Source organism: Kribbella sp. NPDC056861, assembly GCF_040687575.1.
GTDB lineage: Bacteria > Actinomycetota > Actinomycetes > Propionibacteriales > Kribbellaceae > Kribbella.
This window is the reverse complement of the sequence record NZ_JBFBNQ010000004.1, coordinates 814,083-827,303: the sequence shown is the minus strand read 5'-3', so window position 1 is coordinate 827,303 and position 13,221 is coordinate 814,083. Positions and strand designations below refer to the sequence as shown.

General features: G+C 66.7%; 14 protein-coding genes. 11 read left to right on the top strand and 3 right to left on the bottom strand.

Translation table 11 applies throughout. The features are described from left to right. The first annotated feature begins 118 nt into the window (after positions 1-118). The gene (locus tag AB0P21_RS23470; RefSeq protein ID WP_363699270.1) at positions 119-1,315 is read left to right on the top strand and encodes a transposase; all 1,197 of its coding nucleotides are present in this window, start codon (positions 119-121) and stop codon (positions 1,313-1,315) included. Positions 1,316-1,351: 36 nt separating this feature from the next. Here AB0P21_RS23470 and AB0P21_RS23465 read toward each other — a convergent pair whose 3' ends face one another. Then, on the bottom strand, positions 1,352-2,641 hold the full coding sequence (locus AB0P21_RS23465; RefSeq protein WP_363699269.1) for an extracellular solute-binding protein: 1,290 nt from the start codon (positions 2,639-2,641) through the stop codon (positions 1,352-1,354). A 175-nt stretch (positions 2,642-2,816) separates the two neighbouring features. On the opposite strand from AB0P21_RS23465, the gene AB0P21_RS23460 reads away from it, so the two are divergent. From AB0P21_RS23460 to AB0P21_RS23415, 10 genes are all read left to right on the top strand, one after another. Beyond that, complete coding sequence (locus tag AB0P21_RS23460; protein WP_363699268.1) at positions 2,817-3,539, top strand: SDR family oxidoreductase; 723 nt, start codon at positions 2,817-2,819, stop codon at positions 3,537-3,539. Between the two features lie 106 nt (positions 3,540-3,645). Beyond that, positions 3,646-4,389 carry a FadR/GntR family transcriptional regulator gene (locus AB0P21_RS23455; protein ID WP_363699267.1) on the top strand — a complete coding sequence of 248 codons (744 nt, stop codon included), beginning with the start codon at positions 3,646-3,648 and terminating at the stop codon, positions 4,387-4,389. Then, on the top strand, positions 4,386-5,531 hold the full coding sequence (gene dgoD, locus AB0P21_RS23450; RefSeq protein WP_363699266.1) for a galactonate dehydratase: 1,146 nt from the start codon (positions 4,386-4,388) through the stop codon (positions 5,529-5,531). Before AB0P21_RS23455 ends, dgoD begins: the two co-directional genes overlap by 4 nt. After that, on the top strand, positions 5,525-6,412 hold the full coding sequence (locus AB0P21_RS23445; RefSeq protein ID WP_363699265.1) for a hypothetical protein: 888 nt from the start codon (positions 5,525-5,527) through the stop codon (positions 6,410-6,412). Before dgoD ends, AB0P21_RS23445 begins: the two co-directional genes overlap by 7 nt. Before the next feature lie 5 nt (positions 6,413-6,417). Beyond that, positions 6,418-7,041 (top strand): bifunctional 4-hydroxy-2-oxoglutarate aldolase/2-dehydro-3-deoxy-phosphogluconate aldolase, encoded by a 624-nt coding sequence (locus tag AB0P21_RS23440; RefSeq protein ID WP_363699264.1) that lies wholly within the window; start codon positions 6,418-6,420, stop codon positions 7,039-7,041. A gap of 56 nt (positions 7,042-7,097) precedes the next feature. Then, the gene (locus AB0P21_RS23435; RefSeq protein ID WP_363699263.1) at positions 7,098-8,045 is read left to right on the top strand and encodes a sugar kinase; all 948 of its coding nucleotides are present in this window, start codon (positions 7,098-7,100) and stop codon (positions 8,043-8,045) included. 60 nt (positions 8,046-8,105) lie between these two features. Beyond that, positions 8,106-8,951, top strand: coding sequence for a hypothetical protein (locus AB0P21_RS23430; protein WP_363699262.1), 846 nt, complete (start codon positions 8,106-8,108; stop codon positions 8,949-8,951). Further along, positions 8,948-9,259 (top strand): hypothetical protein, encoded by a 312-nt coding sequence (locus AB0P21_RS23425; RefSeq protein WP_363699261.1) that lies wholly within the window; start codon positions 8,948-8,950, stop codon positions 9,257-9,259. The genes AB0P21_RS23430 and AB0P21_RS23425 overlap by 4 nt, the downstream gene beginning before the upstream one ends. Before the next feature lie 12 nt (positions 9,260-9,271). Continuing rightward, positions 9,272-9,583, top strand: a complete 312-nt coding sequence (locus AB0P21_RS23420) for a hypothetical protein (RefSeq protein WP_363699260.1) — start codon at positions 9,272-9,274, stop codon at positions 9,581-9,583. A 60-nt stretch (positions 9,584-9,643) separates the two neighbouring features. Beyond that, entirely contained in the window at positions 9,644-10,066 is a 423-nt protein-coding gene (locus AB0P21_RS23415) for a VOC family protein (RefSeq protein WP_363699259.1), read from the top strand. A 6-nt stretch (positions 10,067-10,072) separates the two neighbouring features. On the opposite strand, the gene AB0P21_RS23410 is transcribed toward AB0P21_RS23415, so the two are convergent. After that, on the bottom strand, positions 10,073-11,539 hold the full coding sequence (locus AB0P21_RS23410) for an ATP-binding protein (protein WP_363699258.1): 1,467 nt from the start codon (positions 11,537-11,539) through the stop codon (positions 10,073-10,075). Then, positions 11,539-13,200 carry an FAD-dependent oxidoreductase gene (locus AB0P21_RS23405; RefSeq protein ID WP_363699257.1) on the bottom strand — a complete coding sequence of 554 codons (1,662 nt, stop codon included), beginning with the start codon at positions 13,198-13,200 and terminating at the stop codon, positions 11,539-11,541. The genes AB0P21_RS23410 and AB0P21_RS23405 overlap by 1 nt, the downstream gene beginning before the upstream one ends. Positions 13,201-13,221 lie beyond the last annotated feature (21 nt).

The window sequence follows — 13,221 nt, the reverse complement described above, 5'->3', positions numbered from 1 at the left end:
TCTGTTTCCCGGTCGGTACGACTTGCTGGTGGCGCCGTATCGGCCACGGTGCTTGTCACCTGATTCGTCTCCCTTCGGGAACCAAGAACTGTCGGTGCCGGCTGATTGGGTTCGGTACATGTCCCGCTTCCGGATGTACCCGACTCCCGTGCAGCAAGCTGGATTGCGGGAGCACTGCAGGCAGGCCCGATACGTCTGGAACCTGGCCGTCGAGCAGTGGTTGATGTGGACCGCCGACAAGGGCCTGACACCGGGCTATACGGAGAAGAGCCGGCAATTGACCGAGGCACGAGCCGAGTTCGAATGGCTTCGGGCCGGCTCGCAGACCGTGCAGCAGCAGGCTCTGCGGGACTTCGACGAAGCAGTCAAGAACTTTTTCAGAGGAAGTCACCGACGGCCGAGCTGGCGCAAAGCCGGACGGCGCGAGGGTTTCCGCATCGTCGGCCCGCAGGCTTCCCGGATCGTCGACCTGAACCGGAAGTGGGCCGCGGTGAAGGTGCCGAAGATCGGCTGGGTACGTTTCCGGCTGTCCCGCGCCGTACCGGAAGCGAAGTCGTACCGCGTCACTTGTGACCGCGTCGGGCGCTGGCACATCGCGTTCGCCGCGATTCCGACGGCGATTCCCGCTCCTGGCACGGGATCGGTCGTCGGCGTGGACCGCGGTGTGGCAGTGTCGGCTGCGCTGTCCACCGGCGAACTTCTGTTCTGCCCCGGGCTGTCCGGGGCAGAACGGCGACGACTGAAGCATCTGCAACGCCGCTTGTCCCGCTGCCGCCGCAACTCCAACCGCCGTCGGCGAGTACGGGCTGCCATCGCCAGACTTCACGCACGAGAGGCTGACCGCCGCAAGGACTGGGTCGAGAAGACGAGTACTGATCTCGCTCGACGGTTCGACATCATTCGTCTGGAGGATCTGCGCATTGCCCAGATGACCAAGCGGCCGAAACCCCGACCCGATCCCCAACGACCGGGCGGATATCTGCCGAACCGCCGACGCGCCAAAGCCGGTCTCCATCGTGGCATCCTCGCCAACGGTTGGGGGTCGCTCGCCCAGCGCGTCGAGCAGAAGGCGCCGGGGCGAGTCGAAAGAGTCGATCCGGCATTTACCTCGCAGACCTGCAGCGTCTGCCGGCATCGCGCACCGGAGAACCGTAAGAGCCAAGCGGTTTTCCGGTGCGTGGCCTGCGGACATCAGGCGAACGCGGATGTGAACGGAGCAGTCAACATCGCGGCCGGACGGGCCGTCAGCGCACGCCGAGGGACGCCAGCACCGGTCTCGCCGAAGCGTGAACCTCAACTCGCTACCTCCAGGTAGTCGTTGGAATCCCTGTTCTTCATGGCGGGGAGGACGTCAAACTTTGAAGACTTTCTCGGCTGCCGCCTGCCAGTCCTTGAGGATCTTGTCGAGCTGGTCGGGCTTGTCGAGGAACTTGGTCAAGGCCGCGTCGGCAGTGGGCTGGAGGGCGTCGCTGGAGTCGCGGTTGAAGAACTGGGTGAGTTCCTTCGCGCCTTCGATCATCGCTTTGCCCTTCTTGACCAAGGCAGTGTCGGCCGACTTCCCGTCCGGGTTCGCGGGGATCGCGGTGCCGGAGGAGCTCTCGACGTAGATGTTCTGCGCCTCGGGGGTGGCCAGCCAGGTGAGGAACTTCTTCACACCTTCGGGGTCCTTGGCCTTCTTCGAGGCGAAGTAGCCGTCGGTCGGGGCCTCTTCGGCGACCGGTACGGCGGGGTCGATGATCGGGAACTGGAAGAAGTCGATGTCGTCCAGCGCGTCCTTCGGCGCCGAGTCTGCGAAGAAGGTGCCGATCAGGAACATCCCGGTCTTGCCGCCGAGCAGCGCGGAGGTCGCCTCCTGGAAGGGGAACGACTTGCCCTTCGGGTCGAAGTACGGGAGGGCTTCCTGCCACTTGGTGAAGACGGCCTTGACCTTCGGGTCGTCGAAGCGGCCGCGGCCGGCCAGCAGGTCGCGGTGGAACGGCGCGCCGTTGATCCGGATGTTCAGGTAGTCGAACCAGGCCGACGCGACCCAGGGAGTGTCGCCGAGACCGATGCCGATCGGCGGCACGCCCTGGGCCTGGATCTTCTTGCAGACGGCAAGGAACTCGTCCCAGGTCTTCGGCGGCGTCACGCCCCACTTGGCGAAGTTCGACTTGCGGTAGAACATGCCCCACCAGTAGTAGCTGGTCGGCACGAAGATCTTCTGCCCGTTGCTGCTGGTCGACAGCGTCTTCATCGACTCGGGGTAGTTGCCCATCGTCTCCCAGACGCTGGAGATGTCGAGCAGCAGATCCTTCTTCGCGTACGAGTCCGCGACCGAACCGGCGTACCAGGTGTAGACGTCCGGCGGATTCGCCGAGGTCAGGTACGTCGGGAGCTGGGTGCGGAAGATCTCCGAGGCAACGGTGTTGAGCTTGACCGTGCTGCCACCGGTCTTGTTGTACGCCGCAACGAGTTTCTCCATCGCCCCCTTCGCCTGTTCGGCCGAGAGGTTGGACTGCAGCGAAAGGTTGCCGGTGGCCCCTGTACTGGAGCCTGCGCCCGGCGTCGGGGTCGAGGTGGCGCAACCCGGCACCAGAGCCGCGGCTCCGAGTGCTCCGAGCCCCTTGAGGAACGTCCGCCGATCAGCTGCCAGACCCGCCATGACTACTCCAGTCGATTGAGTGGTTCGTTCTGCGGAGGATCTTGCAGCCGGTCACCTGGACGTGTCAATATTAATTCGTAAATTACGATGAAATCGCTTGACGTGGTCGCTCGCTCACGGTCAACTGGTGGTCGTTCATCGTTGAAGAGATCTTTGGCGTGTCTGGAGGCTTCTGGTGCGGCTGGCTGAGCGGGTGATCGTGGTGACCGGCGCCGCGACCGGGATCGGCGCTGCCTGCGTGCAGCGACTGCTGTTCGAGGGCGCCTCGGTCGTGCAGGTGGATCTGCATCCCTGCAAGGAACTCCCGCGCCGCGCGCTGAGCGTCGTCGGCGATGTCTCCTCCCCCGACACCTGGGCCGAGGTCTCGTCTCGTGGGCGCGACGAACTTGGATCGATCGACGGCTTCGTCAGCAACGCGTACACGATCGACGTCCGGCCGGCCCACGAGTTGCCAGCAGCCTCCTGGCAACGCCAGCTCGACGTGAACCTGACCGCGACTTTCCTCGGATTCCAGGCCTTGTATCAGGACTTGGCCGAGCGCCGCGGCGCCGTCGTACTGGTCTCGTCGGTGCACGCTGTCGCCGGCATCCCCGGCCATTCGGCGTACGCCGCGACGAAGGGCGCGCTGGTCGCGTTGGGCCGGCAACTCGGGGTCGAGTACGGCGGGTCGATTCGGGTCAACACCGTGCTGCCGGGACCGGTCGACACCGCGGCATGGGATCGTGTCAGCGCCGAGGGAAAGGCGCAGAGCGCACAGGCCACGGCGGTCGGGCGGCTCGGTCGCCCGGACGAGGTTGCTCAGGCAGTGGCGTTTCTGCTGTCCGAGGAGGCATCCTTCATCACCGCGGCGGAACTGCTGGTCGACGGCGGCTGGTCCGCGGCGAAGGACTCAGCGTGAGAAAAGGTCTGAAGAAAGCAGTGGAGTCGGGCCTGCCAGTCGTACAGGCAGACTTGGGTGTGGAGTCCGGCGTGATGCGCGAGTTCGGCGGGATGGGGAGAGCAGCATGACGGGGATTCAGCGTGGGATGTCTCGGGGGCTGGCTGGGCAGCGCGGGTTGCACGGGCAGATCGTCGAGGTGATGGCGCAGCGCATCCTGTCGGGGCAGATCCCCGAGGGGTCGACGATCAACGTGCCCGATCTGCAGGCAGATCTCGGGGTCAGCCTGACCGCGGTCCGCGAGGCGCTCAAGGTGCTGACCGCGAAGGGTCTCGTCGACGCGCGCCAGAAGCGCGGCACGTTCGTCCGGCCCCGGTCGGACTGGAACCTGCTCGACGCCGACATGATCCGCTGGCACTTCGACGACGACGATGTCCGGCCGGAACTGCTCGAGGAACTCCACGAGGTCCGCGGAATCGTCGAACCGGCGGCCGCCCGGCTGGCCGCAGTACGGGCCTCCGACGCGCAGATCGATCTGCTCGATGCTGCCCTCGAAGCGATGTCGTCGGCAACCAACGACCTCGACGCCGCCGAGGCGGATGTCGCGTTCCACAAGGCCCTGCTCGCTGCCACCGGCAACGAGTTGCTGACCAAGATGGAGGTCGTCATCGAGACCGGCCTGGCCGGCCGCGACCGGCTGGTGCACAAGGTCAAGCCGTCCGACGATCCCATCCCGAGCCACGCGCGGGTGGTCGACGCAGTACGGGCTCATGACCCGGAGGGAGCCGAGTTGGCGATGCGCGAACTGCTGGCCAAGGCCGCCGAGGACCTGTCCGCGGTCCGCAAGTCGTCCGGCCGGGGCCGCAAATGAAGATCGAGCGGATCGAGACCTTCCTCGTCGCACCACGGTGGCTGTTCTGCCGGATCGAGACCAGCGACGGCGTCGTCGGCTGGGGCGAGCCGGTGGTCGAGGGCCGCGCCGAACTGGTGCGGACCGCGATCGAGGTGCTCTCGGAGTACCTGATCGGCCAGGATCCCCTGCAGATCGAGCGGCATTGGCAGATCCTGGCCAAGGGCGGCTTCTATCGCGGCGGCCCGGTGCTGAGCAGTGCTCTTGCCGGGATCGACCATGCGCTGTGGGACATCGCCGGCAAGGTGTACGGCGCTCCCGTCGCGTCGCTGCTCGGCGGCCGGGTGCGGGATCGCGCGAGGGTCTACGCGTGGGTCGGTGGCGATGAGCCGGCCGAGATCGCCGACCAGGTCGCGGCGCAGGTCGCGGCCGGGATGACCGCGGTGAAGATGAACGCGAGCGGCCGCATCCAGCCGTCACCTTCGCTGGCCGAGATCAACTCGATCGTCGCGCGGCTGGAGGCTGCCCGGACGGTACTGGGCGACTCGCGGGATGTGGCGATCGACCTGCACGGGCGGGTCGGGGTCGCTGGCGCGCGGCGGATCCTGCACGCGGTCGAGCCGTTGCATCCACTCTTCGTCGAGGAGCCGGTACTGCCGGAGCATCTGCATCACCTGGCGTCGGTGGTCGAGGCGTCGACCGTTCCGGTTGCCCTTGGTGAGCGGCTTTACCAGCGCTCTGAATTCATGCCTGCCCTCGAGGCCGGGGTCGCGGTCGTCCAGCCCGATGTGTCGCATGCCGGGGGCATCTCGGAGTTGCGGCGGATCGCAGTACTGGCTGAGACGCATGGGGCGCTGCTGGCGCCGCACTGCCCGCTGGGTCCGATCTCGCTGGCGGCGAGCCTGCAGGTGTCTTTCGCCACGCCTAATTTCCTGATCCAGGAGCAGAGTCGCGGGATCCATTACAACGTGGACAGCGACCTCACGTCGTACGTGACCGACCCGACGCCGTTCACCTGGGTGAACGGCCACGCGGAGTGGAATCCGCTGCCTGGCCTGGGAGTCACGGTGGACGAGGCCGCGGTACGGTCGGCGGACAAGAAGGGCCACGCCTGGCGCAATCCGGTGTGGACACACGAGGACGGATCCTTCGCGGAATGGTGACCGAACTGCCCCCGGACGAGCTGCCCGCGGACGAGCAGCCCACTGACCTGCCGACCGAGTTGCCGACGAATGAAGTCGTTGTCGACCTGGACGACGGCGGCCGCTGGACCTCTCTGGTCCTCGGCGGACGCGAATGGCTATGGTCCGGCCCCGGTCTGGTCGCCGGCTCACGCGAAGGATTCACGACGTATCTCGACGTCGGAGGCCTGGACGAGTGCTTCCCGACCGTCCGCGGCGAACCCGACCACGGCGGCCTCTGGAACCAGCCCTGGGGCTCACTCGACGAGGACGACGACTGGGACGTCATCCCGTACGGCGAGGCCGTCCTCCTCCGCCGCTTTAACGGCGGCGAAACTCCCGCCGAGGTCGGCATCGAAGGCGCGATCTGGGTCGACTACCGACTGATCGCCACCCCCGGCTACCGCTTCATCTGGGCCGCCCATGCCCTGCTCGACTGCGAGGTAGGCGCTGTCGTCGACGTGCCTGCCGACACGGTGGGCCGCTTGTACCCACAGGACGGCTCCGATTGGACCGAGAGCGGCCCCTGGTCGGAGCTAGCGCTCGACGTCTACGGCCCGACCGACGGTACTGCGATCGGCGCGGTCCTCATCGACTGCCCAACGACATCCGTCGTCGACCGCTCATCCATCCTGACGTTCACCTTGAGTTGCCCTGGGCAACCTGTCTCGACGGCACTCTGGCGAAACCTGGGCGGCTATCCCGCCGACGCGCCGTACCGAAGTCTCGGGGTAGAGCCGATGCTCGGCCGAGTCTTCGGATTGGCCGAAGCCGGCCCGGACGACGCAGCCGTGGTACCGGCATCGGGCGAGCTGACCTGGCGACTCGTCATCTCCGCCGTCACGTCTTCACCCAAGGAGTAAACCAAGTGGTGCTGCTAGCGGACCTCACCGAACGCAAGGTACTGGCGATCATCCGGGCGGACGGCCCCGACCGGGCCCTGGAGTGCATCCGCACGCTGGTGACCGCGGGAATCACCATCCTCGAGGTCTCGCTGACCACACCCGGCGCCGCCGAGGCGATCGCCCAGGCACGCACGGAGTTCGACTCGTCGGTACTGATCGGTGCCGGGACTGTCATCACCAAGGTCCAGGCGGAGGAGGTCGCCGCCGCCCGAGCCGACTTCGTCGTCACGCCGGCCATCACCCGCGGCGCCCACCGCAGCATCACGCTCGGCCTACCTCTGCTGTGCGGCGCGCTCACCCCGACTGAAATCATCACCGCCCTGGACCTGGGCGCGCTGGCAGTGAAGGTCTTCCCCGCCAAACTCCACGGCCCCGGCTACTTCCGCGAACTCCGCGCTCCCCTCCCGAACGCACCCCTGATCGCAGTAGGCGGCGTCGACGTCACCACCGCCCCGCAGTACCTCCAGTCAGGCGCCCTCGCAGTAGGCCTCGGCTCCCCCCTCCTCGGCGACGCAGGCACCGGCGGCTCCCAAACAGAACTGGCAGCCCGCGCCGCCAGCTTCCTGCAGTCAGTAGCCGATGCCTAGCCGCGCATCCCTCAGCCCGGGCACCCAAGCTGAGGCGGCACCCTCAAGGAGTTCCGATGCCTGACGTACTCACCTTCGGCGAAGCGATGGTCTCCCTGCGCTCTCCCCGCCCCCTACGACTAGGCGGCGACGTCCACCTGTCAGTAGCAGGCTCTGAAAGCAACGTAGCGATCGGCCTGGCCCGCTTGGGCCACACCGCCGCCTGGCTAGGTGCCGTAGGCAACGACGAACCAGGCCGCCTGATCCAACGCACCCTCCGCGCCGAAAACGTCGACACCCGCCACCTACGCTTCACCGACGACTCCTTCACCGGCTTCATCGCCTTCGACCAGCCAGCCCACGACATCACCCGAGTCAGCTACCACCGCCAAGGCTCAGCAGGCTCCACCCTCACCGCCGCAGAATGCGTAGCCGCCCTCATCGGCGCATCCCCCGCCGACCTCCCGCGCATCCTCCACGTCACCGGCATCACCCCGGCCCTCTCCGAGACAGCCCGCGCCGCGACCCACGCCGCAGTACAGGCTGCTTCTTCTGCAGGCATCCAGGTCTCGCTGGACATCAACTACCGCGCCCGCCTCTGGCCCCGCACCGAAGCAGCCGCAGTACTCCGCGAACTCCTCCCCCACCTCACCACCATCTTCGCCTCCGACGACGAGCTCGACATTCTCACCGACGCCCCAGACCCGATCGTCGACCTCCTCACCGGCACCGCGACCGAGGTTGTCATCACCGCCGGCAGCAAAGGCGCCTGGACCCACACCACCAAAGGCACCACCCACCAACCCGCTCTCCAGGTATCAGTCGTCGACTCCATCGGCGCCGGCGACGCCTTCGTCTCCGGCTATCTCTCCGCTACTCTCGACAACCTCCCCACCGAAGCCCGCCTCACCCGCGCCACCACCTCCGGCGCCTTCTGCGTAGGCGCCCACGGCGACTGGGAATCCCTCCCCACCCGCGAAGACCTGACCCTCCTCACCCACACCCACGGCACCGCCCTCCGCTGACTTATCCACAGCTCCCAGAATCCACCCCACAGCACCTCGGGGAATCCCTACCGTTGAGGGATGAGTACGACGGGAGGCTCCGACCCCACAGACCTGCGCAACCTCCCTGAGCCGGCCGACCTGCACTCCGCCCTAGCCCGCACTCACCCGCTCAACTGGGGAAACCGAGTGCCGACCAAGGCTCAACTGCTCGACGAGTTCGGCGCGGAGGCGACGCGGTTGACGCTGCAGGCGTTACAAGAGCGAGTAGCCAGCGAGCGAGCGGCTACTGACGACTTCGTAGCAGCCTTGTCCGACGACAGCAGCAGCTACAAGCTGGAATCAAGGGTGAAGTCGCCGCAATCACTAGCCCGCAAGTACTCCGACCGGCTGGCGACGCTGGACGACGAGGAACCGGACGACATCCTCCGATACACGATGCTCACCGATTCGCCGCGGCAACTGGTCGCCGAGACGCAACAGACCGTCGACCGACTCCGCGATGCCGGCTGGCAACCGATCGCGGCGATGCACTCGTACACCGAAGGCAGCCGCTACAAGGGGATCCACGTTGGCTTCCAACTACCCTCGGGTGGAGTCGTGGAGGTGCAGTTCCACTCAGCCGAATCCGCGAGGGTGAAGGAGGCCACGACAACGCCGTACGAGATCGAGCGGAGCGCAGACGCGAGTCCGGCGCAGCGGTCCGCCGCACGGGCGCTCTGCATCAAGCTGTCGGACTCGCTGGAGCCTCCACCGGGCATCGCAGTACTGCGTACTCTCGGCGGACAACCGGTCGAGGTGAACACCTTCGGTGATTCTCGCCGCGAGGAACCGCCGCAGCCTGCGAGGATCAAGCCTCACACCCAAGCACCACCCCACCCGGCCTACAGACTGGCAGGCCGCCAAGTCGATGGGACCAGCAGATGAAGCTCTACCTCGTCACCAAAGGCGACCGTCGTCTGTGGGTCGCCGCACTGGCCCACGAGAACATGTACGGCTATGTCCAGAACACCGGCTTCTTCCACGACAACAATGCCCTACGCAACGACTTCTACATCGACAACCGCTTCAGCTACGAGGAAATCGACATCACCCAAGCCAAGTCCCTGATCGCCGAAGGCATCGGCCAAGCTGACGAGACCACCCACGCCGAAGCCCTGGCAAACTGGCGCTCGGACCCACGCCCCTTGTCCCCGAACGACGTCTTCGCCGCCGTCGCCGGCCTCACCCCCTGAGGTGCTCCGCAGATGAGACTCTTTCTGGTCAAGGACGGCGAGCGGCTGGTTTGGGTTGCTGCGTTGGCTCACGAGCATCTCTACAGCTATGTCGGCAACACCGGGTTCTTTCATGACAACAATGCCCTGCGCAACGACTACTACATGGACTTCGATTTCGAGTACGAAGAGATCGACATCACCCGGGCGAAGGCGTTGATCGCTGCAGGGGTTGGGCAGTTGGACGAGTCCGTGAGAGCTGACGCGCTGGCCATGTGGCGTAGCGATCCGCGACCGATGACTCCTGGGGACGTGTTTGCGGCGGTGGCTGGGACCACCCCGTAGAAGCAGTCCGTTGGGGCGATGGGTGGACGGAGCGGCCGCACTGCTCGCAGGATGAACCTCATGGCGAGCTACCCCGAACTGATGCACACCGCGCTGGACACGACCGACGCCCGCGGGCTCGCCGAGTTCTACCGCGAGCTGCTGGGCCTTCAGTACCGCCCCGGGGACGAACCGCAGGACGCTCAGGACATCGAGGACAATGCCGACTGGTTGGTGCTGGTCGACAGCAGCGGCCGGCGGAAGCTTGCCTTCCAGCAGGTCAGCGGGCTCCCCCGGTCCACCTGGCCCGAGCAGGAGATACCGATGCAGTTGCATCTCGACTTCGCCGTGTCGTCGAAGGACGAGCTCGAGCGGCACAAGCGCAGGGCAGTAGGCCTCGGCGCGACCATCTTGCTCGATCGCGCCGAGGAAGAAGACGAGCCGCTCTACGTCCTCGCGGACCCAGCCGGCCACCCGTTCTGTCTACTGGTCGGCAAGCCTTAAAGACCCCTAGATCAAGTCCGCCTGGGCTTGGATTTCCGCCTCGGGGTTGATCGGCAGCACGATCTTGAACCACGTCTCGCCCGGCTTCGACTCGACCCGCAGGTCACCATGGTGCTTCTTCACCACGATCCGCCAGGAGATGTCCAGCCCGAGACCGGTGCCTTCGCCGATCGGCTTGGTGGTGAAGAACGGCTCGAAGATCCGCGTCTTGATGTCGTCGGGGATCCCCGGTCCGGTGTCGCCGATCTCGACCACCGCGTAGGCACCGTCGCGCCGGGTTCGGATCGTCAGCGTGCCCGAGCCGTTCATCGCGGAGACCGCGTTGTCGATCACGTTGGTCCAGACCTGGTTCAGCTCCGCCGCGTACGCCGGGATCGGGGGCAGGTCCGGGTCCAGTTCCTTCACGATCGTCAGGCCCTCGAACTTGCCCGACATCATCACCATCGTCGACTTCAGCAGCTCGCGCAGGTCGACGATCTGGTACGGCGCCCGGTCGATCTGCGAGTACTGCTTGGCGGCCCCGACCAGGGTCGAGATCCGGGTCACCGAGTCGTCGATCTCGTTCATCAGCGACTCGGTGTCGATGGTGTACATCAGCCAGCGAACCGCCCCTTCCAGGTACTCCGGTCCGACGGCGGTCAGCACGTCTTCCATCCACGGCACGTCCAGCCCGACCGCGGCCAGTACCGGCGCGACGTCCCAGCTGTTGCGCACGTCGTTGTCGTCCAGCCAGTCCGACAGCGAGTCCTCGGCGTCGCTCAACTCCATCGGTGACAGCTCGCGGGCCTTCGCGACCCGCTCGACCGCGTCCTCCTGGATCTCGACGATCTTGTGCAGCTTGGTCGCGTCGAGGGTGCCGTCGGCAAGCATCCCGAGCTTCGACCGCATTCCGGCGACCCGTTGCCGCAGCGTCGCCGCGGCCCGGACCGCTGCCGCGGCAGGGTTGTTGAGCTCGTGCGTGAGACCGGCCGACAAGGAGCCGAGGGCAAGCAACCGCTCGCGTTGCCCGATCGTCTCGTTGGTCCGGCGCGCTCCCATCACGAAACCCTCGATCAGGTGCACCGCCATCGGGAACCAGGCGTTCATCATGGTCGCCATCGCGGCCGCGTCGACGACGAAGAACTCCGACGGCTCCAGCACGTACATCGAGGAGGTGTAGCCCTTGCGGTCGTCCGCGCCGAAGAACGCGTTGAACGCGCCGGCGTACACGCCTCGCTGACTGCTGCGGTTGATCTCGACCTCTTCGCCCTGCAGCAGCTTGCACATCCGCAGCCCGCCGGACATCAGGATGTAGCAGCAGGTCGCCTCGTCACCCTCCTGGAAGACCCGCCCCTCAGCGACCGCTTGCACCTCGCCCTCGCGGACCAGCCAGTCGAGCTGCTCGTCGGTCAGCGACTCGAACAGGAAGAGCGTGCGCAGCTCGTCACGCGTGCTCCGGCGCGGTTCGCCGGTCGAGGAAACAGACTCGGTCATCAGAGCATCTCCAGGTATCGGTGCACCAAGGTCACGGCCATCGCTCCGTCGCCGACCGCGGAGGCCACCCGCTTGACCGACTCGGCCCGGACGTCGCCCGCCGCGAAGACGCCCGGCATGCTCGTCTCCAGGTGGTACGGGTCGCGGTCCAGCGCCCAGCCCGGCGGCCGCCCGCGCAGGTCCGGTCCGGTCAGCACGAATCCCCGCTCGTCGCGCAACAGGTCACCCGGCAGCCAGTCCGTCCGGGGCGCCGCGCCGATGAACACGAACATCCACTCCGTGTCCACCTCCCAGCTCTCCCCGGTCACGCTGTTCGTCAGCGTCACGCACTCCAAGTGATCAGAACCCTTGCAGGACACCACCTGCGTACAGGTGTGCACCTCGATGTTGTCGATGGCGCCGATCTGATCGATCAGATACGACGACATGGTCGCCTCGAGCGAGGGACCTCTTACCAGCATATGCACGCGTTTCGCATGCCGGGAGAAATAGACCGCGGCCTGACCGGCGGAGTTCGCGCCGCCGATGATGTAGACGTCCTGGCCGGCGCAGCTCGGGCCCTCGGTGGTGGCCGAGCCGTAGAAGATGCCGCGACCGGAAAGATCGTCCACGCCCGGCGCTTCGAGGGTCCGGTACGAGACACCGGTCGCCAGGATCACCGAGTGCGCGGCGATCTGGCTGCCGTCGGAGAACTGCAGCCGCCGGGCGGAGCCGGTGTTCTCCAGCTTGACCACCTCGCGCGCAGTCAGCAGCTCGGCACCGAAGCGGATCGCCTGCCGCCGGGCGCGGTCGGTCAGTTGCGCTCCGGACACACCGTCCGGGAAGCCCAGGTAGTTCTCGATGCGGCTCGATTGACCTGCCTGGCCACCAGTCGCGACCTGCTCGACCAGCACGGTCCGCAGTCCTTCGCTGGCGCCGTAGACGGCAGCGCCGAGGCCAGCAGGGCCGCCGCCGACCACCACGAGGTCGTAGAAGTCCTCGGCAGGGTGAGTCGACAGTCCGACCTTGTCGGCCAGCTCGGCCTCCGACGGCGCGACGAGCACCGTGCCGTCGGCGGTGATGACCACCGGCAGCGTCGTACCGTCGATGTCGGCCGCTGCGAGCAGCCGTTGGCTCTCCTCGTCGTCCACACCCATCCAGCGGTACGGCACGGCGTTGCGGGCCAGGAAGTCGCGCGCGGTGAACGACGGCGCCGACCAGCGATGCCCGATCACCCGCGTCTCGTCGACGGGCGTCTCCGGGATCGATTTCCACAGCTCGAGCATCGAGTCGACCACCGGGTACAGCTTCTCCTCCGGCGGGTTCCACGGCTTCAGCAGGTAGTGGTCCAGATCGACCACGTTGATCGCCTGGATCGCGGCGTCCGTGTCGGCGTACGCCGTCAGCAGCACCCGCCGGGCCAGCGGGAACAGGTCCATCGCCGCTTCGAGGAACTCGATCCCGGACATGCCGGGCATCCGGTAGTCCGCGAGCAGCAGCGCGACCGGCTCGCCGCGCAGCTTGAGCTCCTTGAGCGCTTCAAGGGCTTGATCCGGGGATTCGGCCCGGACGATCCGGTTCTCCTCGGCGTACCGGCGGCGCAGGTCGCGGGCGATCGACCGGGAGACCCCCGGGTCGTCGTCCACGGTCAGGATCACCGGGCGGGATGTAGACGTTGGCATGACTCAGTAATACCAGCGCCC